The 25,954-nt window shown below is 66.0% G+C and carries 25 protein-coding genes; 13 read left to right on the top strand and 12 right to left on the bottom strand.

Annotation, left to right across the window (positions count from 1 at the left end; translation table 11 throughout):
• Nucleotides 1-11 precede the first annotated feature (11 nt).
• Entirely contained in the window at nt 12-668 is a 657-nt protein-coding gene (locus ACZY0B_RS16770) for a cysteine hydrolase family protein (protein ID WP_463765265.1), read from the top strand.
• Nucleotides 669-718: 50 nt separating this feature from the next.
• Nucleotides 719-1,651, top strand: a complete 933-nt coding sequence (locus tag ACZY0B_RS16765) for a LysR family transcriptional regulator (RefSeq protein ID WP_463765264.1) — start codon at nt 719-721, stop codon at nt 1,649-1,651.
• Here ACZY0B_RS16765 and oxc read toward each other — a convergent pair.
• The gene (gene oxc, locus ACZY0B_RS16760) at nt 1,635-3,389 is read right to left on the bottom strand and encodes an oxalyl-CoA decarboxylase (RefSeq protein ID WP_463765263.1); all 1,755 of its coding nucleotides are present in this window, start codon (nt 3,387-3,389) and stop codon (nt 1,635-1,637) included. The two genes, ACZY0B_RS16765 and oxc, sit on opposite strands and share 17 nt — an antisense overlap.
• Nucleotides 3,390-3,633: 244 nt before the next feature.
• On the opposite strand from oxc, the gene ACZY0B_RS16755 reads away from it, so the two are divergent.
• Nucleotides 3,634-5,220, top strand: a complete 1,587-nt coding sequence (locus ACZY0B_RS16755) for a FadD7 family fatty acid--CoA ligase (protein ID WP_463765262.1) — start codon at nt 3,634-3,636, stop codon at nt 5,218-5,220.
• A 53-nt stretch (nt 5,221-5,273) separates the two neighbouring features.
• Here the strand turns inward: ACZY0B_RS16755 and ACZY0B_RS16750 are convergent, their stop codons facing one another.
• The 3 genes from ACZY0B_RS16750 to ACZY0B_RS16740 form a co-directional block, all read right to left on the bottom strand.
• The gene (locus tag ACZY0B_RS16750; protein ID WP_463765261.1) at nt 5,274-5,747 is read right to left on the bottom strand and encodes a DUF2231 domain-containing protein; all 474 of its coding nucleotides are present in this window, start codon (nt 5,745-5,747) and stop codon (nt 5,274-5,276) included.
• 42 nt (nt 5,748-5,789) lie between these two features.
• Entirely contained in the window at nt 5,790-7,958 is a 2,169-nt protein-coding gene (locus ACZY0B_RS16745) for an elongation factor G-like protein EF-G2 (protein ID WP_463765260.1), read from the bottom strand.
• Nucleotides 7,959-8,090: 132 nt separating this feature from the next.
• On the bottom strand, nt 8,091-8,516 hold the full coding sequence (locus ACZY0B_RS16740; RefSeq protein WP_463765259.1) for a TIGR03668 family PPOX class F420-dependent oxidoreductase: 426 nt from the start codon (nt 8,514-8,516) through the stop codon (nt 8,091-8,093).
• A 148-nt stretch (nt 8,517-8,664) separates the two neighbouring features.
• On the opposite strand from ACZY0B_RS16740, the gene ACZY0B_RS16735 reads away from it, so the two are divergent.
• From ACZY0B_RS16735 to ACZY0B_RS16720, 4 genes are all read left to right on the top strand, one after another.
• Nucleotides 8,665-9,732 (top strand): S1C family serine protease, encoded by a 1,068-nt coding sequence (locus ACZY0B_RS16735; protein WP_463765257.1) that lies wholly within the window; start codon nt 8,665-8,667, stop codon nt 9,730-9,732.
• Nucleotides 9,733-9,841: 109 nt separating this feature from the next.
• Nucleotides 9,842-11,614, top strand: a complete 1,773-nt coding sequence (gene treS / locus ACZY0B_RS16730; RefSeq protein WP_463765256.1) for a maltose alpha-D-glucosyltransferase — start codon at nt 9,842-9,844, stop codon at nt 11,612-11,614.
• Nucleotides 11,611-12,966, top strand: coding sequence for a maltokinase N-terminal cap-like domain-containing protein (locus tag ACZY0B_RS16725; protein WP_463765255.1), 1,356 nt, complete (start codon nt 11,611-11,613; stop codon nt 12,964-12,966). The genes treS and ACZY0B_RS16725 overlap by 4 nt, the downstream gene beginning before the upstream one ends.
• 40 nt (nt 12,967-13,006) lie before the next feature.
• Nucleotides 13,007-13,687 (top strand): YoaK family protein, encoded by a 681-nt coding sequence (locus ACZY0B_RS16720; protein ID WP_463765254.1) that lies wholly within the window; start codon nt 13,007-13,009, stop codon nt 13,685-13,687.
• A gap of 79 nt (nt 13,688-13,766) precedes the next feature.
• Here ACZY0B_RS16720 and ag85C read toward each other — a convergent pair whose 3' ends face one another.
• From ag85C to ACZY0B_RS16695, 5 genes are all read right to left on the bottom strand, one after another.
• On the bottom strand, nt 13,767-14,774 hold the full coding sequence (ag85C, locus tag ACZY0B_RS16715) for a diacylglycerol acyltransferase/mycolyltransferase Ag85C (RefSeq protein WP_463765253.1): 1,008 nt from the start codon (nt 14,772-14,774) through the stop codon (nt 13,767-13,769).
• Between the two features lie 234 nt (nt 14,775-15,008).
• Entirely contained in the window at nt 15,009-15,836 is an 828-nt protein-coding gene (locus ACZY0B_RS16710; RefSeq protein WP_463765252.1) for an ABC transporter permease, read from the bottom strand.
• Entirely contained in the window at nt 15,826-16,662 is an 837-nt protein-coding gene (locus tag ACZY0B_RS16705; protein WP_463765251.1) for an ATP-binding cassette domain-containing protein, read from the bottom strand. The genes ACZY0B_RS16710 and ACZY0B_RS16705 overlap by 11 nt, the downstream gene beginning before the upstream one ends.
• Nucleotides 16,659-17,114, bottom strand: a complete 456-nt coding sequence (locus ACZY0B_RS16700; RefSeq protein WP_463765250.1) for a MarR family winged helix-turn-helix transcriptional regulator — start codon at nt 17,112-17,114, stop codon at nt 16,659-16,661. The genes ACZY0B_RS16705 and ACZY0B_RS16700 overlap by 4 nt, the downstream gene beginning before the upstream one ends.
• 56 nt (nt 17,115-17,170) lie before the next feature.
• Nucleotides 17,171-17,668, bottom strand: coding sequence for a metallophosphoesterase family protein (locus ACZY0B_RS16695; protein ID WP_463765249.1), 498 nt, complete (start codon nt 17,666-17,668; stop codon nt 17,171-17,173).
• Nucleotides 17,669-17,703: 35 nt separating this feature from the next.
• On the opposite strand from ACZY0B_RS16695, the gene ACZY0B_RS16690 reads away from it, so the two are divergent.
• A complete protein-coding gene (locus ACZY0B_RS16690) occupies nt 17,704-18,159 on the top strand; it encodes a MaoC family dehydratase (RefSeq protein WP_463765248.1) in 456 nt (151 codons plus the stop codon).
• Between the two features lie 69 nt (nt 18,160-18,228).
• Here ACZY0B_RS16690 and ACZY0B_RS16685 read toward each other — a convergent pair whose 3' ends face one another.
• Together ACZY0B_RS16685 and ACZY0B_RS16680 are read right to left on the bottom strand one after the other, a co-directional pair.
• Nucleotides 18,229-19,548, bottom strand: coding sequence for an acyl-CoA dehydrogenase family protein (locus ACZY0B_RS16685; protein WP_463765247.1), 1,320 nt, complete (start codon nt 19,546-19,548; stop codon nt 18,229-18,231).
• 85 nt (nt 19,549-19,633) lie between these two features.
• A complete protein-coding gene (locus ACZY0B_RS16680; RefSeq protein ID WP_463765246.1) occupies nt 19,634-20,725 on the bottom strand; it encodes a F420-dependent hydroxymycolic acid dehydrogenase in 1,092 nt (363 codons plus the stop codon).
• Nucleotides 20,726-20,806: 81 nt separating this feature from the next.
• Between ACZY0B_RS16680 and ACZY0B_RS16675 the strand changes: the two genes are divergently transcribed.
• Nucleotides 20,807-21,412, top strand: a complete 606-nt coding sequence (locus ACZY0B_RS16675; protein ID WP_463765245.1) for a GNAT family N-acetyltransferase — start codon at nt 20,807-20,809, stop codon at nt 21,410-21,412.
• 3 nt (nt 21,413-21,415) lie between these two features.
• Here ACZY0B_RS16675 and ACZY0B_RS16670 read toward each other — a convergent pair whose 3' ends face one another.
• Nucleotides 21,416-22,090, bottom strand: coding sequence for a TetR family transcriptional regulator (locus ACZY0B_RS16670; RefSeq protein ID WP_463765244.1), 675 nt, complete (start codon nt 22,088-22,090; stop codon nt 21,416-21,418).
• Between the two features lie 69 nt (nt 22,091-22,159).
• Between ACZY0B_RS16670 and ACZY0B_RS16665 the strand changes: the two genes are divergently transcribed.
• The 4 genes from ACZY0B_RS16665 to ACZY0B_RS16650 all read left to right on the top strand — a co-directional run.
• The gene (locus tag ACZY0B_RS16665; protein ID WP_463765243.1) at nt 22,160-23,278 is read left to right on the top strand and encodes a ferredoxin reductase; all 1,119 of its coding nucleotides are present in this window, start codon (nt 22,160-22,162) and stop codon (nt 23,276-23,278) included.
• Nucleotides 23,279-23,327: 49 nt separating this feature from the next.
• Nucleotides 23,328-24,449, top strand: coding sequence for a fatty acid desaturase family protein (locus ACZY0B_RS16660; RefSeq protein ID WP_463765242.1), 1,122 nt, complete (start codon nt 23,328-23,330; stop codon nt 24,447-24,449).
• Between the two features lie 30 nt (nt 24,450-24,479).
• A complete protein-coding gene (locus ACZY0B_RS16655; protein ID WP_463765241.1) occupies nt 24,480-24,995 on the top strand; it encodes an SRPBCC family protein in 516 nt (171 codons plus the stop codon).
• Nucleotides 24,995-25,954 (top strand): LLM class flavin-dependent oxidoreductase (locus ACZY0B_RS16650; RefSeq protein WP_463765240.1); only part of this gene is annotated, 960 nt, incomplete at its 3' end. The genes ACZY0B_RS16655 and ACZY0B_RS16650, both read left to right, overlap by 1 nt.

The following is a 25,954-nucleotide window of genomic DNA, read 5'->3' as shown; positions in this document are numbered from 1 at the left end:
AGGGAGCGGGTATGACGCCAGAGGACCACTACACCCGGCCGCGGGCAGGCTCGGCGGCATTGGTGCTGATCGACATGCAGCGCGATTTCCTCGATCTCCCCGGCGGGGACGCGCCGATGCCGGTTTCGGGTACCGGCGCAGTGATCGGCGCAATTGCCAAGTTGGCGAGAGCGTTCCGGCAGCGCGGGCTACCGATTGTGCACGCGGTGCGGCTCTATCGGCCGGACGGGTCGAATGTCGACCTGGTTCGGCGACGCTCGGTTGCGCAGGGGGCACGAATTGCGTTGCCGGGCAGCGCCGGTTCGCAGATCGCCCCGGAGCTATTGCCGAAAGCCGTTGAACTGGACCATGAGTTGCTGTTGGGCGGCGGCTTGCAGGAAGTGGGAACCGCCGAGCATGTGATGTACAAACCGAGGTGGGGTGCCTTCTACGACACCGCGCTTGAGCGACTGCTACGTGAAAGCGGCAGCGATACAGTGGTCTTCGCGGGCTGCAACTTCCCGAACTGCCCCAGGACGTCGGTCTACGAGGCGTCTGAACGCGACTTCCGCATCGTGTTGGTGTCCGACGCGATGTCGGGTCTGTACGACCGCGGAATCCAAGAGTGCCGCGCCATCGGCGTCGCGGTCCGCGACGTGTCGGAGACACTGGATTGGCTGGCGGGCTAGCCACGCGTTAACCTCAGCGGAATCGGTGCCGCCAGACCGAGGAGGTGCGGGTGCTCTTCCGTCAACTGGAGTACTTCGTCGCGGTTGCCCAGGAGCGCCACTTCGCCCGGGCCGCCGAGAAGTGCTACGTGTCGCAACCCGCGCTTTCCGCCGCGATCGCCAAGCTGGAACGCGAGCTGAACGTCACGCTGATCAACCGCGGGCACAGCTTCGAAGGGCTCACCCCCGAAGGGGATCGACTGGTCGTGTGGGCCAGGCGGATTCTGGCCGAACACGATGCGTTCAAGGCCGAGGTACACGCCGTGCGGTCGGGGATCACCGGAACGCTTCGGCTGGGCACCGTGCCCACCGCTTCGACGACGGCGTCCCTGGTGCTTTCGGCCTTCTGTTCGGCACATCCGTTGGCCAAGGTGCAGATCCATTCGCGGCTGGCCGCCACGGAACTGTATCGGCGCTTACGCGAATTCGAGCTCGACGCCGCCATCGTGCACACGTCGCACGACGACGCAAACGATGTGGACCTGGTGCCGCTCTATGCGGAGCACTACGTGCTGCTGTCGTCGGCGGACATGTTGCCGTCGGGCGCATCGACGTTGCGCTGGCCGGATGCCGCGCAGTTGCCGCTGGCATTGCTCACCTCCGATATGCGGGACCGCCAAATCATCGACGAAGCCTTCGCCAGCCACGGCATCACGGTCACCCCGCAAGTCGAGACCGACTCTGTGGCTTCGCTACTCGCGCAGGTCGCCTCCGGCAACTGGGCGTGCATCGTTCCGCACACCTGGCTGTGGACGTCGACACTGAGCGGAGAGATCCGTGCGGTCGAATTGGTCGATCCGGTGGTGAAAGCCGAGATCGCGCTGGCCACCAACGCCGCGGGGCCCGGCTCGCCGATCGCTCGGGCGCTCGTCGCTTCCGCGCAAGAGCTTTCGCTCGATGAGTTCTTCGATGCCGAGCTACTCGGGGTCACGCACCGGCGCTGATCGCGGACTCCCGGGCAGCCGCGCTGGTCGGGTTGAGACTCGCCAGGTGTCCGCTCTCCACCCCGGCCGCCGGGTCGAGCTCGCAGTCGATGATCGACGGCCCGTTCGACGCGATCGCCACGGTCAGCGCCGCCTTCAGCTCGGCCGGGGTGGTGACGTGGTATCCCTTGCCGCCGAACGCTTCTGCGATCAGTTCGTGGCGCGCTCCGGCGTTCAGCACGGTGGGGGCCGGGGCTGCTCCGGTGGGCTTTTCGTCGCCGCGGTAGACGCCGCCGTTGTTGAGGATGACGACCGTCACCGGCAGCCGGTAGCGGCAGATGGTCTCGATCTCCATGCCGCTGAACCCGAATGCGCTGTCACCCTCGATCGCGACGACGGGCCTGCCCGTCTCGACGGCCGCGGCGATCGCGTAGCCCATGCCGATACCCATCACGCCCCAGGTCCCGGTGTCGAGGCGGTGCCGCGGCAGCTCCATGTCGATCACGTTGCGGGCTAGGTCCAGCGCATTGGCTCCCTCGTTGACAACGTAGACATCCGGATTCGCCTGCAGCACTGAGCGAATGGCGCCGAGTGCATTGTAAAAGCGCATCGGGTGGGGATTTTCGGCCAGGCGCTCACACATCTTGGCGTCATTGAGCGCTCGCCGGTCCGCCAGCTCGTCCGTCCATTCCGTCGCGGCGTTGACCGGATGGGTAGCCAGGCCGTCGCGCAACGCAAACATCACCGATCCGATGTCGCCGGCCAGCGGAGCTTCGATTCGCTGGTTGCTGTCGAACTCCGACGCCGCAATGTCGACTTGCACGAACTTCGCGTCGGACGACCACTGCGGCGACTCCCCATGGCCGAGCAGCCAATTCAACCGTGCACCGATCAGCAACACCACGTCGGCACGGGCGATGGCCAGTGAGCGCGCGGCCGCCGCGGACTGCCGGTGTGAATCGGGCAGCAGCCCCTTGGCCATCGACATCGGCAGGAACGGAATTCCGGTGGTTTCGACGAAATCCCGAATCACGGCGTCGGCCTGTGCATACGCGGCGCCCTTACCGAGGACGATCAGTGGCCGGCGTGCCCGTGCGAGCACACCCAGTGCGCGATCGACCGCTTCGGGTGCCGGCAGCTGGCGGGGTGCGGGGTCGATGACCCGCCAGACGCTCTCGGCTCCGGCCGCGGCATCCATGGCCTGGCCCAGCACCGCGCCAGGGATGTCGAGGTAAACCCCGCCCGGCCGGCCGGACACGGCGGTGCGGATCGCACGCGCCACGGCGAGCCCGATGTCCTCAACCCGGTCGACCCGGTAGGCGGCCTTTACGAAAGGCCTTGCGGCATTGAGTTGATCCAGGTCCTGGTAATCGCCGCGCTGCAAATCGACCAGCGCTCGATTACTCGACCCGGAGATCTGGATCATCGGGAAGCAGTTCGTGGTGGCGTTGGCCAGGGCGGGCAGGCCGTTGAGAAATCCGGGCCCCGATGTCGTCAGGCACACCCCGGGGCGGCCGGTGAGAAACCCGGCGGCAGCGGCGGCATTGCCGGCTGACGTCTCCTGCCGGAAGCCGATGTACCGCATGCCGGACGCCTGAGCGACACGCGCGAGGTCGGTGATCGGGATGCCGACGATCCCGTAGATGGTGTCGATGTCGTTGGTCCGGAGGGCATCGACGACGAGGTGGAAGCCGTCGGTCAGGGCAGTGTCCTCCGACCCCTCCGGCGCTCCGTCAGGTGATGCCGAAAGTGTGGTCATGTCCCGACTCCTCGTGTCTCTCGCGTGTTGTCCACCACTGTGGTCCGGGTGCCCCGCCGGTGTCCAAGACCAAGCCACTATGCAGCGATTTACGCTGGTTATCGACCGCTGGTCAGCGGCAAGACGCACTCAATAGCTTCCGATTATCGATCCTGAGCGGAACAGTATTGGACGAACGCGGCGGTTTCTCTGCATCGTGCAATCAGGTGCTGCTACATATCGACAAAGACGGAGGACCACTGCGATGACCGAATTGACCACCTACCTTCCGGAGGCGGAGTTGACCGACGAATCCCCGAGCATCGCCGATTTGGTCGCCGCGGCGGCACTGCGCCGGCCGGAGGCGCCGGCGCTGGTCGCCACCGCCGATCGGGTACCGGTCGGCTACGGCGAGCTGGTTCGGCTGGTTGACGAGCTGGCCGGGCGGCTGCGGGACGCCGGGTTGCGGCCGGGAGATCGGCTCGCGCTGCGGTCCGGGAGTAATGCGGAGTTCGTCGTCGGCTTGTTGGCGGCGTCGCGCGCCGGGCTGATCGCGGTTCCGCTGGATCCGGCGCTACCCGTCGGCGACCAGCGTGCCCGCTGCGAGGTCGCGGGCGCGGGGGTGGTGCTCGTCGATGGCCAGGTGCCCGGCGACGAGCAGGGACCGGGATTGGTGTGGTGGACGATCGCTGTGACCATCGGCCGTGACGGTGCTCCGTCGTCGGTCAACCTGGACGCCGCGGCCGCGCCGAATCGAGACGTCTCGACACCCGAGGGGCTGCACGACGACGACGCCATGATCATGTTCACCGGCGGCACCACGGGCATGCCGAAGATGGTCCCGTGGACGCGGGCGAACATCGCCAGTTCGGTGCGGGCGATCGTCGCCGCCTATCAGCTGGGTCCCGACGACGCGACGGTTGCGGTAATGCCGCTCTATCACGGCCACGGTCTGGTCGCCGCGCTGCTGTCGACGCTGGCATCCGGCGGGACGGTGCTGTTGCCCGCGCGCGGGAAGTTCTCGGCGCACACCTTCTGGGACGACATCGCCGCCGTCGGGGCCACCTGGTACACCGCGGTTCCGACGATTCACCAGATCCTGTTGGAGCGCAACAACACTGAGCAGCCGGACAGCGGACTCGTCGCCTTGCGCTTCATCCGTAGCTGCAGCGCACCGCTCACCACGGAAACCGCCCAGGCGCTGCAAGACACCTTCGGCGCAACGGTGGTGTGTGCTTTCGGGATGACCGAGGGCACTCATCAGGTGGCCACCACGGGGATCGATCAAGGTGAAAATCCCTCTGAGACAACTGGTCTCGTCGGTCGTTCGACCAGTCCGCAGATCCGGATCATCGGGTCTGACGGACAGCCCCTTCCTGCCGAGTCCGTCGGCGAGGTCTGGCTGCATGGCCCGACCGTGGTGCGCGGCTACCTCGGCGACCCGTCGATCACCGCCGCCAACTTCACCGACGGCTGGCTGCGCACCGGCGACCTCGGGTCACTGTCGACAGCGGGGGATCTGAGCATCCGCGGGCGGATCAAGGAACTCATCAACCGTGGTGGCGAGAAGATTTCGCCGGAACGCGTTGAGGGTGTGCTGGCCGGCCATCCCGGCGTCTTGGAGGTCGCGGTGCTCGGGCTGCCGGACAAGATGTACGGCGAGACGGTGGCTGCGGTGATCGTCGCGCGCGAATCGACTCCGCCGAGCCCCGAGGAGCTGACGGAGTTCTGCCGTGAGCGGTTGGCGCCTTACGAGCTGCCTACCACCTTCCTGCAGACCGGCGAACTGCCGCACACCGCCAAGGGTTCGCTGGATCGTCGCGCCGTGGCCCAACAGTTCGGCGGAGCCTGACGCCGAGAAAGCAGCGTGAGAAGAGCTGTGCGGCAAGGGCTATCGAGACAGCCTCAGGGTGCCGACGACGTCACGTTTCCCCAGGCGGCGCGGGCGCCCGAATCGCCGACTCGGTATGTCTGCACCAGGGTGGCCACGGCCGCGATGACCACCAGCACCCCGACCACGGCGTGCAGTGTGAGTTTCATGTCCACGCCGTGCGCCTCACGAACGTGGAGGACGGCCAATACCGTGACCGTCGCCGCCAGCGCCGCCACGATGTAGATCAGGGTTGAGCCGAGTTGCTCGTGGTTGGTGAGCGCCGGCGACGCTGTACCGACGCGAGCCGACAACCAGACGCCCGCGCTGGTCGTCAACGGGGTCAAGACGAGCGTGCCCACCGCCAGCAGCAGAACCAGCCAGATCAGCCGGCGCCGCGCCGCGGGCCATATCACACACAGGATCGCCAGAATCGCTGTAAGCGGACCTAGGACGACGACGAAATGATTGAGCAGGATATGGGCGGGCAGCCCATTGAATGTCGACATACTTTAATCCGGGCTCCCAATCTGGCTGATTATCAGGTGCTTTCAAACAGTAGCCGTCAATCGGCTCGCGGCGGACTCCGGCATGGCTTCGTGGCGGGCAAACGAACGGGTGAACGACGCGGCCCCATGGGCCAGTGAACGCAAGTCGATCGCGTACCGGGTCAGCTCGATCTGGGGCACTTCGGCTCGCACTACCGTTCGGTCCTGGCCCGCGGTATCGGTGCCGAGCACCCGGCCGCGACGGCCCGACAAGTCGCCCAGCACCGCGCCCACGAAGTCGTCGGGCACCAGCACCGAAATCTCGTCGATCGGCTCGAGCAAGGTCACCTTCGTCGCGGCGGCGGCCTCCCGCAACGCCAGCGAACCCGCCATCTGGAACGCGAAGTCCGACGAGTCCACGCTGTGGGCCTTACCGTCGCGCAGGGTGACTCGGATGTCGACCACCGGGTAACCGGCGTGCACACCCTTTTCCATCTGCGCGCGGACACCCTTCTCCACACTCGGGATGAATTGTCGCGGTACCGCTCCGCCGACCACTTTGTCGACGAACTCGAATCCGGAGCCCTCCGGCAACGGCTCCACCTCGATGTCGCACACCGCGTACTGGCCGTGCCCGCCGGACTGCTTGACGTGGCGGCCGTGGCCTTTCGCCTTGCCGCCGAAGGTTTCCCGCAGCGGAACGCGCAGTTCCACCGAGTCCACGGTGACGCCGTACCGGTTGGCCAGCGCCTCGAGGACGACGCCGGCATGGGCCTCACCCATGCACCACAGCACGATCTGGTGCGTTTCCTGGTTCTGCTCGATCCGCAGCGTCGGGTCCTCGGCGGCCAACCGGCCCAGCCCGACCGACAGTTTGTCCTCGTCGGTCTTGGCATGCGCCGCAATGGCTATCGGCAGCAGCGGCTCCGGCATGGCCCAGGGCTTCAGCACCAGGGGCTCCGCCTTGTCGGAGAGCGTGTCGCCGGTTTCGGCGCGGCTCAGCTTGCCGATCGCACAGATGTCGCCGGCCACCACCGCGGGTGCGGGCCGTTGCTGCTTGCCGAGCGGGAAGGACAGCACCCCGATCCGTTCGTCTTCGTCGTGGTCGGGGTGGGTGTTGCCGTTGCCTCTGGTCCCTTCGGGATCCCCGAAGAAGGACGAAAAATGGCCCGACACATGCACCGTCGTGTCGGGCCTGATGGTCCCGGAGAAAACCCGGACCAGGCTCACCCTGCCGACGTAGGGGTCTGACGTCGTCTTCACCACCTCTGCCAACAACGGCGCTTTGGCGTCACAGGCGAGTTGGGCGTGCGGGGCGCCGTGCGGCGTAAACACTTCCGGTAGCGGATGTTCCATCGGAGATGGGAAACCGCGGGTGGCGACCTCGAGCAATTCCAGGGTGCCGACACCGGTGCCGCTGCACACCGGGAGGACGGGGAAGAACGACCCCCGGGCGACGGCGCGCTCCAGGTCGTCGATGAGCACGGCCTCGTCTATCGACTCGCCGTCGAGATAGCGGTCCATCAGGGACTCGTCCTCGGATTCCTCGATGATTCCTTCGATCAGCGTGCCGCGCGCGTCCTCGATCCGGTCGGCATCCGATGGATCCGGCGGCTCGATGGTGCGCGTGCCGCCCGAATACTGGTAGCGCTTCTGCGACAGCAGGCCGATCAGTCCTTCACACGATGGTGCGCCGGTCGGTAGGTAGAGCGGTAAAACCTTGTCGCCGAACGCGTTTTGCGCCGCCTGCAGCGCTTCGGAATAGTTCGCGCGGGCGTGGTCGAGTTTGGTGATCACCACCGCGCGGGGCATGCCGACCTGGCTGCATTCCTGCCACAGCGATTTGGTCGGCTCGTCGACGCCCTCGTTGGCGGCGATGACGAACAGCGCGCAGTCCGCGGCGCGCAATCCGGCTCGCAGCTCGCCGACGAAATCGGCGTATCCGGGTGTATCGACCAGGTTGATTTTGATGCCGCCGTGCGACAGGGAGGCCACCGCAACGCCCACCGACCGCTGCTGGCGAATTTCGGCGTCGTCGTAATCGCAGATGGTGCTGCCCTCGGTGACCGAGCCCGGCCGTGTCAGCACCCCGCCCGCGACCAGCAGAGCCTCGACCAGTGTCGTCTTGCCGCCCCCCGAAGGGCCGACCAGGGCGATGTTGCGAACATCGCCGGGACAGTTCGCGGTGGGAACGGCTCCCGTGCCCGCCGAAGCGTTCGCCTTGTCCGCCATGACCTTCCTCCACTTCGCTCGGCCGGCCACGGTGTGTCGTAGCTCACAGAACGTATGAAGCAACCTTTCTCCCAACTGCCGCCCAACACAAGGCCACGGGCCGGCCACAATTGCGCGCTGCAGCGCGCCTGGTCAGGCGTGCCAGCTCGACCAGCGGTGCACCGTTATCGCGATGACTGGGCCGTTGAGCGAAACCGATTGATACTGACGGTATTTGGAGCGCAACATCCGGTAGGCGGTGTGCATCGCCGCGCCGTCGTAATGGATGGCGGCGTCACCGTCGGCCCGGACCCACCACAACTGCGTCCAATCGTCGGCGTAATGGTCGACGAGCAGGCTGACCCGTGCGTTGCCGGCGATGTTCGTCAGCCGACGCAGCCGCTGCGTGCTTTTCGGTTTCGCGTCGATGGCGGTATACACCACGCCGTGGCCGTCGGGGGAGTCGTCGTCGAACGCGAATACCACCGGCACCAGGTGCGGTTCTCCGTCGGGCGAGCTGGTCGCCAGTCGCGCCACCGGGGACCGTGCGAACCAGGCCTTGGGGTCGAATTCGCCCACCGTGCCAGCTTAGGGGCGCAATCACTCACCAGCGCTTAGTGAGGCCTGAACTAGCTACCTGCATTACGGTGAGGTACACAAATTTGTGTGGCCCAGACGTAGAGGCTGGGCCGCTTGCGCTTCGCACCCCGATGCAGGGAGGTACGGGATGGGCAAATGGCACCACCGCTCAGTCTGGCGGTCATGGTTGGTCAGTGTGCTGGCTGTGGTCGGACTGGGCCTGGGCCTGACCACGGTGCCGGCGGCTGCGTCGCCGTCGACTCCGGCGTCAGGCGGGTTCCGCGACGCGCCCATGTTCCCGCTGGACCCCGCGGCGATCGCCGCGCAGGTCGGACCGCAGGTCGTCAACATCAGCACCAAGTTCGGCTACAACAGCGCGGTGGGGGCCGGGACCGGCATCGTCATTGATCCGGGTGGTGTGGTGCTGACCAACAACCACGTCATTTCGGCCGCGACCGACATCAGCGCGTTCGACGTCGGCAACGGTCAGACGTACGCCGTCGACGTGATCGGCTACTCCCGCACCGCGGACGTCGCGGTGCTGCAGCTTCGGGGCGCGGGTGGCCTGCCCGCCGCCGCGATCGGGGGCGGCGTCGCCATCGGCGAGCCGGTCGTCGCGCTCGGCAACACCCACGGCCAAGGCGGAGCGCCCAGCGTGGTGCCCGGCCGAGTGGTCGCACTCAACCAGACCGTCTCGGCCACCGACACCCTGACCGGCGCCGACGAGACGCTGGGCGGGTTGATCCAGGCCGACACCGCGATCAAGCCCGGTGACTCGGGCGGGCCGCTGGTCAACAACGCCGGGCAGGTGGTCGGGTTGGACACGGCCGCCACCGACAGCTACAAGATGTCCGGCGGCCAGGGCTTCGCCATCCCGATCGGTCACGCGATGGGCGTCGCCGGTCAGATCCGGTCCGGAGCCGGTTCCAACACCGTGCACGTCGGCCCCACGGCCTTCCTCGGCATGGGCGTTGCCGAGAACGGTGGCAACGGAGCCCGGGTCCAGCGCCTGGTGCCCGGCGGTCCCGCGGCGGGCACCAGTATCGCACCCGGTGACGTCATCATCGGCGTCGACAATGTGCCGATCAACGGGCCCACCGCGATGACGGACGTGCTCGTCCCGCATCACCCGGGCGACACCATCGTGCTGCACTGGCGTTCCGGGGCCGGCGACCAGACCGCGAACGTGGTGTTGGGGGAGGGGCCTCCGGCCTGATCGTGACCCGCGTACTTTCTGGCCGGCGGCCAATTCGGTTGCCAGGTCGGCGAATTAGCTGCGTGATTCCGATCGGGCCGCCTCGGGTACACGTGGCATCGTGGAATTGATGAACGACGCAACCGACGCCGTTGAGCACGATCCCGCGGGAGGGAGTCACGTCGAAGGGGGTGTAGTCGAGCACCCCAACGCGGAGGACTTCGAGATCGCGGCCTCGCTGCCGGCCGATCCGACCTGGTTCAAACACGCCGTCTTCTACGAGGTGCTGGTCCGGGCATTCCTGGACGGCAACGCGGACGGGTCCGGTGACCTGCGCGGCCTCTTGCAACGACTCGACTACCTGCAGTGGCTCGGAATCGACTGCATCTGGCTGCCCCCGTTCTACGACTCGCCGCTGCGTGACGGCGGCTATGACATCCGCGACTTCTACAAGGTGCTGCCCGAGTTCGGCACGGTCGAGGACTTCGTGGCTTTGCTCAACGCGGCGCACGAGCGGGGGATCCGGGTCATCACCGACCTTGTGATGAACCACACCTCGGATTCACACCCCTGGTTTCAGGAGTCGCGGCACGATCCCGACGGCCCGTACGGCGACTTCTACGTGTGGAGCGACACCAGCGAGAAATACACCGATGCACGCATCATCTTCATCGACACCGAGGAGTCGAACTGGACCTTCGACCCGGTCCGCAAGCAGTTCTACTGGCACCGGTTCTTCTCCCACCAGCCCGACCTGAACTATGACAACCCGGCCGTGCAAGAGGCCATGATCGACGTGCTGCGCTTCTGGCTCGATCTCGGGATCGACGGGTTTCGGCTGGACGCGGTGCCCTATCTGTTCGAACGCGAGGGCACCAACTGCGAGAACCTGCCGGAGACACACGCGTTCCTCAAGCGGGTCCGCAAGGTCGTCGACGACGAGTTCCCGGGCCGGGTGCTGCTCGCCGAGGCCAATCAGTGGCCTGCGGACGTCGTCGAATATTTTGGCGATGCCAGCACCGGCGGCGACGAGTGCCACATGGCGTTCCACTTCCCGTTGATGCCACGCATCTTCATGGCTGTGCGCCGCGAATCGCGGTTCCCGATCTCGGAGATTCTCGCGCAGACGCCGGAGATCCCCGACATCGCGCAATGGGGGATCTTTCTGCGCAACCACGACGAGCTGACGCTGGAGATGGTCAGTGACGAAGAGCGCGACTACATGTACTCCGAGTACGCCAAGGACCCGCGGATGAAGGCCAACGTCGGGATCCGGCGCCGGCTGGCACCGCTGTTGGACAACGACCGCAACCAGATCGAACTGTTCACCGCGCTGCTGATGTCGCTGCCCGGCTCGCCGGTCCTGTACTACGGCGACGAGATCGGCATGGGCGACGTCATCTGGCTGGGTGACCGCGACGGGGTCCGCACCCCGATGCAGTGGACGCCGGACCGCAACGCCGGTTTTTCCCAGGCCAACCCCGGCCGGCTGTACTTGCCGCCCAGCCAGGACTCGGTCTACGGCTACCAGGCCGTCAACGTGGAAGCCCAGCGTGACACCTCGACGTCGCTGCTCAACTTCACCCGCGTGATGCTGGCGGTGCGTCGCCGACACGACGCCTTCGCCGTCGGCACATTCGAGGAACTCGGCGGATCGAACCCGTCGGTGCTGGCATTCCTGCGCCAAGCACCCGACGACGGCGACATCGTGCTGTGCGTCAACAATCTGTCGCGGTTCCCCCAGCCGATCGAGTTGAACCTGCAACATTGGAGCGGCCACACGCCGATCGAGCTCACCGGGCAGGTCGAGTTCCCCCGCATCGGCCACCTGCCCTATTTGCTGACACTGCCGGGACATGGGTTCTACTGGTTCCAGCTGTGCGCATCGGAGGAGAACGCATGACGACCCAGTCAGCCAAGCTTCCTTGGACCGAATGGCTGCCACAGCAGCGGTGGTATGCCGGGCGCAATCGCGAGCTGTCCAGTGCCGAGCCCGCGTTGGTCGTTTCACTGCGCGACAACCTCGAATTGGTGCTCGTCGACGCCAACTACACGAGCGGCCCCGCGGAGCGTTATCAGGTGCTGGTCGGCTGGGACGTCGAGCCGGTCATCGAGTACAACACCGTGGCCACGATCGGCTCGGCCGACGACCAGACCGGTTACGACGCGCTGTACGAAACCGACGCGCCCCAGTTTCTGCTGTCGCTGATCGACACGTCCGCCTCCCGAGATTCCTCCGGGACCGAAGTGGTGTTCCGCAAGGAGCCGGATGTCACCCTTCCGCTGGATGCCTATCCGCGGGTCGCCGACGCCGAGCAGTCCAACACCAGCGTGATCTTCGATCGGTCCGCGATCTTCAAGGTCTTTCGTCGGGTCAGCCCGGGTATCAACCCCGACATCGAGCTGAACCGGGTGCTCGGCCGGGCCGGCAACCCCAACGTGGCCCGACTGTTAGGTACCTACGAGATCGCGGGTGCCGACGGCACCGAGGAGACGGCGTGGCCATTGGGCATGGTCACCGAGTTCGAGTCCAACGCCGCCGAGGGCTGGGCGATGGCGACGGCCAGCGTTCGCGACCTGTTCGCCGAGGGCGACCTGTACGCCTACGAGGTCGGCGGCGACTTCGCCGGTGAATCCTATCGGCTCGGCGAGGCTGTCGCGTCCGTACACGCCACCCTGGCCGAAGCCCTGGGAACCGCGCAGTCCACCTTTCCGGTGGACAACGTGGTGGCACGGCTGGCGTCGACCGCGGCGCTGGTCCCCGAGCTGGCGGAGCACGCGGCAACGATCGAACAGCGCTTCGGCAAGCTCGCCGGCGAGAGCATCACCGTCCAGCGCATTCACGGTGATCTGCACCTGGGGCAGGTGCTGCGCACCCCGGAGAGCTGGTTGCTGATCGACTTCGAGGGTGAGCCCGGTCAGCCGCTGGACGAGCGGCGGGCCCCGGATTCGCCGCTGCGCGATGTGGCCGGCGTGCTGCGGTCGTTCGAGTACGCCGCCTACGGGCCGCTGGTCGATCACGGGGCCGACAAGCAGCTGGCCGCCCGCGCCCGGGAATGGGTCGAGCGCAATCGCACCGCCTTCTGTGACGGCTATGCGGCCGCGTCGGAGACCGATCCTCGAGACTCGGCGCCGCTGCTGGCCGCCTATGAACTCGACAAGGCCGTCTACGAGGCCGGCTACGAGGCGCGGCACCGCCCGGGGTGGCTGCCGATCCCGCTGCGGTCCATCGCCCGGCTCACCGCGGTCGAGTAGGCCGCTGCGCCCGCGACGGGCGTCTGCAAGCATTGTCCGTGTGGCAAATGAGATTTTCGACAGTGAAGCTCGATTGTCGTGGGTGCTGGCCGGGCTGGCCGGTGTCCTGGGGGCGACCGCTTTCACGCACTCGGAGGGATACTTCGTCACCTTCATGACCGGGAATGCCCAGCGCGCGGTACTTGGCTACTTCCGGCATGACGTGCTGCTGTCGATTTCGGCGGGGGTGCTGATGCTGTGCTTCGTCACCGGCGTGGTGGTCGCCTCGGCGTGCCGTCGCCGCTTCTGGTCGGCGCATCCGCACGGCCCAACCGTGCTGACCACCTTCAGCCTGATCGCCGCTACCGCGGTCGACGTGCTCGACGAGGGCTGGCAGGAGAACATGCTTGATTTCGCGCCGATCATGTTGGTGGTCTTCGGCGTTGGCGCGCTGAACACGTCGTTCGTCAAGAACGGCGAGGTTTCGGTGCCGTTGAGCTATGTGACCGGCACGCTGGTCAAGATGGGCCAGGGCATCGAACGCCACATCGCCGGCGGTACGGCGGCGGAGTGGCTCGGCTACTTTCTGCTGCTCGCCAGTTTCATGCTGGGTGCCGCCGTCGGTGGCGGCATCAGCCTGATCGTCAATGGCACCTGGATGCTGGTGGTCGCCTCCGGCGTATGCGCGTTGACGACCGGCATCACCTATTTCCACATGGACCGGCGCGCCGTCCTCGATTAGTCCCGGTCAACCCAAAAGCATCGGCAGCAGCGCTGACCGGGCGCTGCTGCCGATGCTCGTTTGGGTGTGTCAGGCGCCCCTAGCCGGCGGGAGGGGCGGCGGGCGGGCTGGGCGCGTTGAGCACCTGCAGCATGTCGGGCTTCATCGCCATCAGCTGCTGGTTCCAGTACGGCCACGAGTGGGTTCCGTTGGCCGGGAAGTTGAACACACCGTTGCGTCCGCCTGCGGCCACATAGGTGTTCTGGAACTGCTCGTTGGTGCGCAGCGTGAGGCCCTCGAGGAACTTCGCCGGCATGTTGTCGCCGCCGAGGTCGCTCGGTGTGCCGTTGCCGCAGTAGACCCAGACCCGGGTGTTGTTGGCGACCAGCCGCGGAATCTGGAGCATCGGGTCGTTGCGCTTCCACGCCGGGTCGGTGGACTGACCCCACATGCTGCTGGCGCTGTAGCCACCCGAGTCGCTCATCGCCAAGCCGATCAGCGTCGGCCACCAGCCATCGGACGGGTTGAGGAAGCCCGACAGCGACGCGGCGTAGGGGAACTGCTGCGGGTAGTACGCGGCCAGGATCATTGCGGAGCCACCCGACATCGACAGTCCCACCGCGGCGTTGCCGAACGGCGAAACCTGCTTGTTGGCCTGCAGCCAGACAGGCATCTCCTGGGTCAGGAAGGTCTCCCACTTGTAGGTGTAGGTCTGGCCGTTGCTTGTCGACGGCTGGTACCAGTTGCTGTAGAAGCTGGATTGGCCGCCGACGGGCATGATCACCGACACACCGGACTGGTAGAACTCTTCGAAGGCCGGCGTGTTGATGTCCCAGCCGTTGTAGTCATCCTGCGCCCGCAGACCGTCGAGCAGGTAGACCGCGTGCGGTCCGCCGCCCTGGAATTGAACCTTGATGTCGCGGCCCATCGACGGTGATGGAATCTGCAGGGTCTCCACTGGAAGACCCGGTTTGGAGAACGCCCCCGCAGTCGCCGAGTCGCCGACAACAGCGACCAGACTGGACAACAGGGCAGCGCCTACAACCGCGATAGCCAGCCGGCGCGGCATGGTTGTCGCAGCGCCACGCAACTTCTCAACGAATGTCATAGCTCTTACCCATCCCAACTTTCATCTGCCGCGCTATGCGGTGGAATCTGTTCTCCGGGAGTGAAACACAGTGGGAGGGTTGAACTCGTTTGTCGCGGCCGGGGTGGTAGATCGCGGTTGGCTAACGATTGAGAGTCGGCGAGGAATCGTCTCGTTCCGGTCACGATTGACTCTCGGAACCATGCGCCCTCTTGCGGTGCGATAACACATGCGCTACCGCACCGGTGCAGCGACCTAGGCGACCAGTCGACGCAAAAGTGTTGAGGCCGTGGTGATTCCGATCAGCGCCGCCAAGACCAGCACGACGATGTCGAGTGGGTTCAGCGGGGTGCCGATCAACAACGCACGCAGGGCGTCGACCTCGTAGCTCAGCGGATTGACGGTGCTCAGCACATGCAGCCACGAGGGCATCACGTCGACCGGGTACAGCGCGTTCGACGCGAAGAACAACGGCATCGTGATCGCCTGCCCAATACCCATCAGGCGATCGCGATTGCGGACCAGCCCGGCCAACGTCATCGACAGGCAGGCGAAGAACGCGGCACCGAGCATCACGACGGCCATGGCCGCCAGGATTCGCAGCGGGTTGACGGTGAGGCCCACGCGCATCAGATACGCCAGCGCCAGCACACCGACGACCTGGGCGACCGAGCGCACCCCGGCCGCGAACGCCTTGCCGGTGATCAGCGCCGACGCCGGGGCCGGTGTCACCATCAGTTTGGCCAGCACACCGGCGTCGCGATCCCAAATGATCTGTATGCCATAGAAGATCGAGATGAACAGCGCCGACTGCGCGATGATTCCCGGCGCCAGGAAGGCCAGATACGAGACCGATCCGGTCTTGACGACGTGCAATTTGCTGAACGTCGTCCCGAAGATCAGCAGCCACAACGCCGGCTGCACCATCCGGGTGACAAGCTCGGTACGGTCGTGCTGCAGCTTCTGCAGTTCGACGATCGCGAAGGCGCCGATGCGGCTGAACGTTGCACCGACCCGTTGCCACCCACGCGGTGCGCGCGCCAGCGTGGCTGCCGGGGTCTGGCAGGTGTGATCAACTTGCACGGCTGGCAACCTTTCTGCTAGAACGGATTTCGCGGAAGTCGGAAGGTTCGGAAGACGTGTCGGCGCGCAGGTCCGAAGATGCGTAGTGACGGAACACGTCCTCGAGCGTGGCGCCGGGCGACACCTTGGATACCTTGGTCTTCAGCTCGGTGGGAGTGCCCACAGCGCGCAGTTTGCCGTGATGCATCAGCGCGACTCGATCGCACAACGCGTCGGCTTCCTCCATGTAGTGAGTGGTCAGCAGCACGGTCATGCCGTATTGGGCCTGCATGCTCTGCACCTGCGACCACACGCCATCGCGGGCGATCGGGTCCAGCCCGACCGTCGGTTCGTCGAGCACCAGCAGCGACGGGCGGTTGACCAGTGCCTGCGCCACCTCGAGGCGGCGCACCATCCCGCCGGAGTAGGTGCCCGCCAGCCGGTCGGCGACGTCGAGCAGCTCCATGGCGCCTAGTGCCTGCTCGACGCGGTCGGCGCGCCGCGCACGCGGTACGCCGTAGAGCCGAGCGAACCATTCCACGTTCTGCCGGCCGGTCAGCGCGGGCTCGATCGAAAGCTGTTGCGGGACATAGCCGATATTGCTGCGAATATCGATAGTCTGACGCCGGGAGTCCAGCCCGAAGATGCGCAATTCGCCGTCCTGCACGGGGGTCAGCGTGGTGAGCATCCGCACCAGCGTCGTCTTTCCCGCGCCGTTGGGTCCGAGCAGACCCATCGTCTCGCCGGGCCGCACCTGCAACGTCAGGTCGTCGACGGCGGTGAACTGGCCGTAGCGGAAGGTCAGGTGCCGGCAGTCGATCGCCATCGGTAATTTCGTCATAGTCATCTCTCCTGTAATCTGCGGGCCACCATGTCGAGAACCTCCAAACCCTTTGTCAGAGAATCGATTTGGTCATCGTTAAGTTCGTCCAGCGCCTCGGACAGCAGCACGCGCCGGGCGGCCCGCGATGCATCGACGATCTGCTGGGTCGGCTCGGCGAGTCGTAGTTGGCAGGCGCGACGGTCGGTCTCGTCGACAGTCCGGATCAGCAAGCCGCCGGCCACCAGCTTGGAGACCATGGTCGAGGCGGTATTCGGAATCAGCCCGAGTTCTGCTGCCGCGGCGCGGACCGAGATCCCCGGTCGCCGGCCGATCAGCCATAACAGCTCGGACTGCGACTCGGTGAATCGCGCGGAGTCGAATCCCCGACCGACGGACCTGCGCAACTGGCGGCGGAATCGGCCGACGACGCCGAACACCTCGGCGACCAAGTCGGTACGTGCGCTCATTGCTTGCATATAGCTCTGTTTACGAGCTATATATGTGTGCCAGCTATGCAGGGCTTATATCTGGGCTACTTGTCGAGGCGGTGCAGCATGACGTCGGTCACTTTGCCGTCATCGACGCAGGTCGTCATGTAGCTGCAGAACGGCTGGCGGCGGCGATCCGTCGGCGAGCCCGGATTGAGCAGGCGCATCCCGGTCGGCGTCATGGTGTCCCACGGGATGTGGCTGTGCCCGAAAACCAGCACCTCGCTGTCCGGGTACAGCCGAGACATCCGGGCTTCGCGGCCGGCCGAACCGCCGGTTTCGTGCACGACCGTGAAGCGCACTCCCGCCAACGTCACATCCGCTCGCTCCGGCAGTCGCGACCGCAATTGAGGCCCGTCGTTGTTTCCCCAGCATGCGACCAGCCGGGCGGCCCTGGACTGCAGCTCGTCGAGCAGCTCGAGCGCTATCCAGTCGCCGGCATGCATCACGACATCCGCCGTCGCGACCTCCTCCCACACCCGCGCGGGCAGATCGCGGGCGCGGGTCGGGACATGGGTATCGGCAATCAACAGCAGCCTCACGAGTTCTATGCTTACCCGCGAGCAGAGGAGAAAGCATGCGCACCTTCGAGTCAGTCGCCGACCTCACCGCCGCCACGGGCGAGACCATCGGGCAAAGCGACTGGGTGACCATCACTCAGGAAGACGTCAACCTCTTCGCCGACGCGACCGGCGATCACCAATGGATCCACGTCGACCCGGAGCGAGCGGCGGCCGGTCCCTTCGGCAAGACCATCGCCCACGGCTTCATGACCCTGGCGCTGCTGCCCCGGCTGCAACACGAGATGTACACCGTCAACGGCATCAAGCTCGCAATCAACTACGGGCTGAACAAGGTTCGCTTCCCGTCGCCGGTGCCGGTCGGCTCCCGGGTCCGCGCGCAGAGCTCGCTGGTCGGCGTCGAGGACCTGGGCAACGGCACCGTGCAGGCCACGGTGTCCACCACCGTCGAGGTCGACGGATCGCCGAAGCCGGCCTGTGTCGCCGAAAGCATCGTTCGCTACATCTCCTGAAGGCGCGTCGAACGCCGAGTTGATGGGGCCAAACCCGGCGTTTCAGCCCGATAAGTCGACGCTCGGCGGTTAGAACTCGGCGATCGAGTGCTCCAGGCGTTCGGCCAGCCGGGTCTGAGCTTCCGCACGCCGGGTAGGTATGTGCTGGGACGGGAAAGGCGTTGTCACCGGCTGGTATTCACGCAGAGTGCGGCGGGCCACCGTCATCTTGTGTAGCTCGGTGGCGCCGTCGGCGATGCCCAACGACTCGGCGGCCACCAGCATTTTGACAAAGGGCATTTCGTCGGAGACTCCGAGCGCGCCGTGCAGGTGCAGGGCCCGCTGCGCGACATCGTGCAGCACCTGGGGCATCGCGACTTTGACGGCCGCGATGTCGCGGCGCACCTTCTGGTAGTCGTGGTGCTTGTCGATCAGCCACGCGGTGCGCAGCACCAGTAGCCGGAACTGCTCGATCTGGATCCAGCTGTCGGCGATCTTCTCCTGGGTCATCTGGAAATCGGCCAGTTTCCCGTGCCTGGTCTGGCGTGATACCGCGCGCTCACACATCATGTCGAAAGCCTTGCGCGCCAGCGCAATTGTGCGCATGGCGTGGTGGATGCGGCCGCCGCCGAGGCGGGTCTGCGCGATCATGAACGCTGACCCCTCACCGCCGAGCACATGGTCGGCGGGCACTCGGACGTCGGAGTAGCGCACGTAGCCGTGTGAACCGTGCTTGCCCGACTCGCCTCCCACCGCGACGTTGCGGATGATCTCGATGCCCGGCGTCTCGCCCGGAACGATGAACAGCGACATCTTGTCGTACGTGCGGGCGTCGGGCTTGGTTACCGCCATCACGATGAAGAACGACGCGTGCTTGGCGTTGCTGGAAAACCACTTCTCCCCGTTGATGACCCAGTCGTCACCGTCCCGGGTCGCGCTCGTCACGAACATGCCAGGATCGGAACCGCCCTGCGGTTCGGTCATCGAATAGCAGGAGGTGATTTCGCCGTCGAGCAGCGGCTGCAGGTAGCGGGCCTTCTGCTCGTCGGTGCCGAACATCGCCAGAATCTCGGCATTGCCGGAGTCCGGCGCCTGGCAGCCGAACACCGACGGCGCCCAGCGGGAGCGCCCGAGGATCTCGTTGAGCAGCGCGAGCTTGACCTGTCCGTAGCCCTGTCCGCCGAGCTCGGGCCCCAGATGGGCGGCCCACAATCCCTGGTCCTTTACCTGCTGCTGCAACGGCCGCAGGATGCTCATCATCTCGGCGTTGTTTTTGTCGTACGGATCAAGGGCGACCAGATCGAGCGGTTCCAGCTCGTCGACCATGAACTTTTCGACCCAGTCCAGCTTCGCCTGGTATTCCGGGTCCGTTTCGAAGTCCCACACCGTGGCCAACCATTCCCCGGGCATCGTCGCACCGGCATCTTAGATAAACCGAGAAGGAGCTACCTCATGGTAAGTGGGGCGTGCAACGGAGCCGAGAGCGGCGACTCCATTAGTGCAGCTTGGGCAGAACGTAGTCGCGGTAGAAGTTGATGGCCGTGATGGGGTCGCCCTGCGGGAAGTGCAGAAACGGGACGGCGCCGGCGTCGAGAACCCATTGCACGGCGGTGATGTGTGTGGCGGCATCGATGCCGACAGTCCAGTTGGCGAGCACCTTCTCGATCGGGTTCGATTCGGCGGCACGCTGAATTTCGACCGGATTGGGTTGATCGACGGCTCCGGCGGTAAAGCGCCACAAGGCCGCCGTGCGGGCGGCCTCCTCGCTATCGCCGACGACGGCGAACAGTTCGGCGCGCTTGCCCAGACTCGCGGGATCCCGCCCGGCGGCGTGGGCGCCGGCGTTGAGCGCGGCCAGCAGTTTGGGGTTCGTGAGATCGCGGGATTGGGTGATCCAGCCGTCGCCGTATTGCCCTGCCAGCCTTGCGCTTTTGGGTCCGCTAGCGGCGACGAAGATGGGCGGCGGAGTCGGTGGTGTGTCGTAGAGCTTCAGCGAATTGGTCTGAAAATAGCGGCCCGCGAACGAGATTCGCTGGCCGCTCCACAGCTGGCGAATCAGGTCGATCGCCTCGACCAGACGGTCGTGACGCTCGGCGTACTTGCCGAACGTGTTGGTGGCGGCCTGCTCGTTGAGCCGCTCGCCGGTCCCGAGCCCCAAAAACACCCGACCCGGACTCAGGACCGCCAGCGAGGCAAACGCCTGCGCCACCGTTGCCGGGTGGTAGCGGTAGGTCGGACAGGTGACGCCGCTGCCGAAGGAGATGCGGCTGGTGCTGTTGCCCACCAGCGCCAGCGTCAGCCATGGAAACATCGAGTGGCCCTCGTTGTCTTGCCAAGGCTGGATGTGATCGCTGGCCCAGACGTACTGAAAGCCGGCATGTTCGGCCGCCTGGGCCTGCGCCACCAGCTGATCGGTGCGAAATTGCTCGTGCGACAAGGTGATTCCCACGCCCTTGGCCGCAGCAGGCGGCGGACTGGCAGGCGCGCTGTGGCGGTCGCGCCCGCACGCGGCCGCCCATGCTCCGGCGCCAAGCACGCCCGCGCCCGTTGCGATCTGCCCGAATGCCCGCCGTGAAAGTCCCGTCATCGCATCGGAGTACCCGCCACCTCACCGTCACACCCGGGCCGTTTCGTGTTCATTCCGCATGGTAGCCACTAGCCTGACGTCATGGCCCCCCAGGCACGTCCGGCGCGCAAAGCCGACCTCCGCGACCTCTCGGCCACCCTGAGCCGGGCCTTTTTCGACGATCCGGTGATGGCCTGGATATTTCCCGAGAGCATGACGCGGACCACGCATCTGGCCCGGATGTTTTCGGCCATGACACGGCACCATCATCTGCCTCGCGGCGGTGTCGAGGTGGCCCACGACGGGGCCGGCATCGGGGCGGCCGCCCTGTGGGATCCGCCGAATCAGTGGCAGGAATCCCGCTGGGCGCAGTTGGCGATGACGCCGGCATTTCTGCGGGTGTTCGGCCTGCGGACGGGGATGGCGCGCGGCATCCAGGAAATGATGAAGCGCATACATCCCGAAGAGCCGCACTGGTATCTGGCCGCCATCGGCAGCGACCCCTCGGTGCGCGGCCACGGCTATGGGCAGGCGTTGATGGCCTCGCGGCTGGACCGCTGCGATGCCGAGCACTGCCCGGCCTATCTCGAGTCCAGCAAGCCCGAAAACGTGCCTTACTACATGCGATTTGGTTTCACGGTGACTCAAGAGGTCGCGCTGCCCAATGGGGGGCCGCCGCTGTGGGCGATGTGGCGGGACGCCCGCTAAAGGTCAGGGGCTGCTTCGCCATCCGGCGATGCCGATGGCGATCATGCGCAGCTGTTTGGTGGCGGTTCGCCGGATGTCTTCCAGCGCCTCGGCGGACTGGGCGTCTTCGATCGCCTCAGCGATCACGATCATCGAGTTGACGAACAGGGTCGCCAGCACATTGAGGTCCTCGGTGCTCCATTCGTGCAGCCCCGGGAAGCGCGCCAGGTCGGTCGCCAATTCGGAGGTGATCAGCCGAATTTCGGTGCGGATCGCGTAGCGCAGCACGGTCAGGCCGCTGTTGCGCTCGCGGGCGATCAGCCGCCAGTGCTCCCGTCGATCGGCGACGCTGGCGATCAGGATTTCGACGGACGACTCGATCACCCGGTTCGGGTCGAGCTTGCCGGCGCGCGCATCGCGCAGGGTGTCGCGCAAGCTGCGAAACGACTCGTCGATGAGCACCAGCCCGAGGGCCTCCATCGACTCGAAGTGCCGATAGAACGCCGCGGGCACGATCCCGACCTCGCGGGTCACCTCGCGCAGGCTCAGGGCCGAAAAGCTGCCGTCCTGCAGCAGCTTGAGTGCGGCGGCGATGATCGCGCGCCGGGTCGCCTCTTTGCGCTCTTCGCGTGATGGGCTTTCCCGGGAGCGCTCGCGGCTAGACCGGTGCGAACGTGAGCTAGGAGTACGACCGTTCACTATGTGAAGCCTACCACAGCGCTGCACAAACCCTTGACTAGCTGCGAAGTTTGAGAGCACGGTGTACATATGTTCACTCAAAGAAGTCAGACCTCGCGTCACAGCTTCGCCAAGACTTTCCGGGACCGAATTCTCGGCTCCGACCTGGTAGACCTGCTCACCGGCCCGCACGGCGTCGACCGCTACACCGAGCTGGTCGCGCCTACCTGGACACTGAGCGAAGGCCGCGCCAAAGTCATCGACGTGCGCCGCACCACGCCGCGCAGCATCACACTCACCCTCGCTCCAAACGAGAGCTTCACATCCACCCACGCCGTCAAGGCCGGTCAATACGTCAACGTCACTGTCGACATCGACGGCCGCCGGCACACTCGCTGCTATTCACCCGCCAACGTAGAAGGCAGCACGACCCTCGAGTTGACGATCGGCCGCCACGGAGCCGGTTCAGAAGGCGGGCTAGTGTCGAACTACCTCTACGAGCAGGCCCGCCGCGGCATGGTGGTCGGCCTGGCCGGTGTTGGCGGCGACTTCGTCCTGCCGGCGCAACGGCCGCGGCGGATCCTTCTGGTTTCCGGCGGCAGCGGCATCACGCCCGTCATGGCGATGCTTCGCACCCTGGTCGCCGAGGGCCACTTGCAAAATCAGGGGGCGGAGATCGCGTTCGTCCACTACGCCCGCACGCCGGCAGAGGCCTGCTACCGCGATGAGCTGAGCGCTATGCCGGGGGTGCGGGTGCTACACGGGTTCACCCGTTCGGGTTCGGGCGACCTCGTCGGAAGCTTCGGTACCGAGCACCTCAACGCGGCCATGCCGTCGCCGGACGCGGTATTCGTCTGCGGCCCAACCGCTTTGGTCGACGCCGTCCGCGAGCACTGCGACAACGTGTACACCGAGAGCTTCGTGCCGCCGGTGATCGCGGCACCAGCGAATCCGTCGGGCGGCCGAATTACGTTCGCGGACAGCGGAGTTGACGTCGTCGACGACGGCCGCTCACTGCTGGAACAGGCCGAAGCTGCCGGCCTGACGCCGCAGAACGGATGCCGGATGGGCATCTGCCACACCTGCACGCGCCGGAAGGTCTCCGGCACCGTGCGCAGCCTGACCACCGGCGCGGCCTCGACCGCCCCGGACGAAGACATCCAGATCTGCGTATCCGTCCCCGTCGGGGACGTCGATCTCGCCCTTTAGCGAGTCGCCGCCCATCAACACAAGCCCACAACCTCTAGGAGGAGGAGCTATGTCACACGACAAGATCACCCTTACCCCCGAGCAGGCCGATGCGTTCGGCCGTGAACTCGACGCCATCAGGGATCGCGTGATGGCCGACCTCGGCGAAGTCGACGCCGACTACATCCGCCGCGTCATCAAAGCCCAGCGTGCGCTGGAGGTCGGCGGACGAGCGCTGCTGTTCCTGCCGCCGGCCTGGCTGCTGGGAACCGCAATGCTGGGTGTGTCGAAAATCCTGGACAACATGGAGATCGGCCACAACATCATGCACGGCCAGTACGACTGGATGCGCGACCCGAACATCTCCGGCCGCTCGTTCGAGTGGGACACGGCGTGCCCGGCCGACCAATGGCGGCATTCGCACAACTACATGCACCACACCCACACCAACATCGTGGGAATGGACCGCGACATCGGCTACGGCATCATCCGGATGAGCGAGGACCAGCGCTGGACGCCGTACTTCTTGGGCAACCCGGTCTACGCGTTCTTGCTGATGGTGCTGTTCCAGTACGGCGTTGCGCTGCACGAACTGGAAACCGAGCGCATCCGCTCCGGTGAGATCCGGCTGCGCGACAAGCGCGAGGTACTCAAGGACATCTGGAAAAAGACCCGGCGTCAGACGCTCAAGGACTACGTGGCGTTCCCGCTGCTGGCCGGACCGTTCGCGCCGTTCGTCTTGACCGGTAACCTCACGGCCAACCTGATGCGCAACGTGTGGTCGTACATGATCATCTTCTGCGGCCACTTCCCGGACGGCACCCAGGAATTCACCGTCGAGGAGACCAAGGACGAGTCCCGCGGCCAGTGGTACTTCCGCCAGGTGCTGGGTTCGGCCAACCTGACCGGGGGCAGGCTCTTTCATCTGCTGTCCGGCAACCTGTCGCACCAGATCGAGCATCACTTGTTCCCCGACATGCCGGCCCGCCGGTATTCGGAGATCACGGCCGAGGTGCAGGAGATCTGCGAACGCTACGGGATCCCCTACAACAAGGGACCGCTGCTGCAGCAGTTCGGCACCGTCGTGCGCAAGATCGTCAAGCTGACGTTCCCCGACCCGGCCAAACTGTCCTCGCTGCTGCCGAAGATCAAGGCCGACAAGCCAGCCGATCGCGAGCCCGTCGCGGCCTGACTTCCGCCCCGGGTAGGGGACAATGGCTGCGTGGAGTGGACCGGTGCACGTTATGCGGACAACCCGACGGTGGAAGCCTCGACGTGGATCGACGCCGATCCGGCCCGGGTCTGGAACCTTATCTCGGATATCAAGCTGATGCCGACGTTCAGCAACGAGTTGCAGTCCGTGGAGTGGGCCGGCAGCGCCGATCGGCCCAAGGTCGGTGCTCGCTTCGTCGGACACAACCAGCACGACGCGTTCGGCGAATGGAGCACCACCTCGCACATCGTGGCCTGCGACCAGTCGCGCGAATTCGCCTGGGCGGTAGGTGATGTCGATTACCCGTCGTCGACCTGGCGGTTCCGGCTGGCACCCCGGGACGGCGGTACCAGCCTGAGTTACTGGATGCAGATAGGGCCGGGACGCTCGGGGCTGTCGGCGGCGATCGACTCGATGCCGGACAAGGAAGAAAAGATCGTGTTCGTGCGGATGCGCGAATTCGAGACGGCGATCAGCAAGACCCTGGCGGCAATCAAGAGGCTGGCCGAACACGGGGTGCGCTGATGCGCACCGCGACGACGGTTGAGTTGTCCGGCGGCAGTGACGAAGTCGCCCAGGTGGTGACGCTGGCCGTCGAGGCGGAAAAGCTGGGTCTCGATGTGTGTTGGGTCGCCGAGGCGTGGGGTGCGGACGCACCTTCGGCGCTGGGCTACCTCGCGGCGCGTACCGAGAAGATGTTGCTCGGCTCCGGCATCCTGCAGGTCGGCACCCGGTCGCCGGTGCTGCTGGCGCAGACCGCGATCACGCTGTCCAACCTGTCGAACGGGCGATTCTTGCTGGGCCTGGGCGCCTCGGGTCCACAGGTGATCGAGGGCCTGCACGGCGTCTCGTTCCGCCGGCCGCTGGCCCGAACCAGAGAAACCGTCGACATCGTGCGCCAGGTGTTCGCCGGGGGCAAGATCTCCTATTCCGGCAAGGAATTTCAGATCCCTCGTCCCGGTGAGGCGGTGCCGATGCGGGTGTCGAACGCACCGCAGCACGCTATTCCGATCTACCTCGCCACGCTGTCACCGGCGATGCTGCGGTTGACCGGCGAGATCGCCGACGGCTGGCTGGGCACCAGCTTCGTCCCGGAAGGCGCGCACGAGGCGTACTTCGCCCACCTCGACGCCGGTCTCGCGGCCGCCGGTCGCACCCGCGCGGACATCGACATCTGTCAGGGCGCCGAAGTGGCCTTCGCGGCCGACGAGGACGAACTGAGCCGTATGATCGCCGGCCGCAAAAAGGAACTCGCCTTCAGCCTCGGCGGCATGGGGTCGTCGAGCACGAACTTTTACAACCAGGCCTACAGCCGGCAAGGCTGGGCCGAGGCCGCCGCCGCGGTGCGCGAGCGCTGGCAGGCCGGGGACCGTGAGGGCGCCGCAGCGTTGGTGACCGACGATATGGTGCTGGGCACCACGCTGATCGGGACCGAGCAGATGGTCCGCGAGCGGCTCGCGGTCTGGCGCGACGCCGGCGTCAAC

The sequence above is a fragment of the Mycobacterium sp. IDUB_19 genome (assembly GCF_055419445.1).
This window is presented reverse-complemented; position numbering and strand designations above follow the sequence as displayed.

Coding starts and splice junctions, on each gene's coding strand:
- oxc (WP_463765263.1), bottom strand. CDS start 3,389: ATGACCACACTTTCGGCATCACCTGACGGAGCGCCGGAGGGGTCGGAG.
- ACZY0B_RS16755 (WP_463765262.1), top strand. CDS start 3,634: ATGACCGAATTGACCACCTACCTTCCGGAGGCGGAGTTGACCGACGAA.
- ACZY0B_RS16660 (WP_463765242.1), top strand. CDS start 23,328: ATGTCACACGACAAGATCACCCTTACCCCCGAGCAGGCCGATGCGTTC.
- ACZY0B_RS16680 (WP_463765246.1), bottom strand. CDS start 20,725: ATGACGGGACTTTCACGGCGGGCATTCGGGCAGATCGCAACGGGCGCG.
- ACZY0B_RS16770 (WP_463765265.1), top strand. CDS start 12: ATGACGCCAGAGGACCACTACACCCGGCCGCGGGCAGGCTCGGCGGCA.
- ACZY0B_RS16735 (WP_463765257.1), top strand. CDS start 8,665: ATGGGCAAATGGCACCACCGCTCAGTCTGGCGGTCATGGTTGGTCAGT.
- ACZY0B_RS16750 (WP_463765261.1), bottom strand. CDS start 5,747: ATGTCGACATTCAATGGGCTGCCCGCCCATATCCTGCTCAATCATTTC.
- ACZY0B_RS16690 (WP_463765248.1), top strand. CDS start 17,704: ATGCGCACCTTCGAGTCAGTCGCCGACCTCACCGCCGCCACGGGCGAG.
- ACZY0B_RS16685 (WP_463765247.1), bottom strand. CDS start 19,548: ATGCCCGGGGAATGGTTGGCCACGGTGTGGGACTTCGAAACGGACCCG.
- treS (WP_463765256.1), top strand. CDS start 9,842: ATGAACGACGCAACCGACGCCGTTGAGCACGATCCCGCGGGAGGGAGT.
- ACZY0B_RS16725 (WP_463765255.1), top strand. CDS start 11,611: ATGACGACCCAGTCAGCCAAGCTTCCTTGGACCGAATGGCTGCCACAG.
- ACZY0B_RS16665 (WP_463765243.1), top strand. CDS start 22,160: ATGTTCACTCAAAGAAGTCAGACCTCGCGTCACAGCTTCGCCAAGACT.
- ACZY0B_RS16745 (WP_463765260.1), bottom strand. CDS start 7,958: ATGGCGGACAAGGCGAACGCTTCGGCGGGCACGGGAGCCGTTCCCACC.
- ACZY0B_RS16675 (WP_463765245.1), top strand. CDS start 20,807: ATGGCCCCCCAGGCACGTCCGGCGCGCAAAGCCGACCTCCGCGACCTC.
- ACZY0B_RS16700 (WP_463765250.1), bottom strand. CDS start 17,114: ATGCAAGCAATGAGCGCACGTACCGACTTGGTCGCCGAGGTGTTCGGC.
- ag85C (WP_463765253.1), bottom strand. CDS start 14,774: ATGACATTCGTTGAGAAGTTGCGTGGCGCTGCGACAACCATGCCGCGC.
- ACZY0B_RS16705 (WP_463765251.1), bottom strand. CDS start 16,662: ATGACTATGACGAAATTACCGATGGCGATCGACTGCCGGCACCTGACC.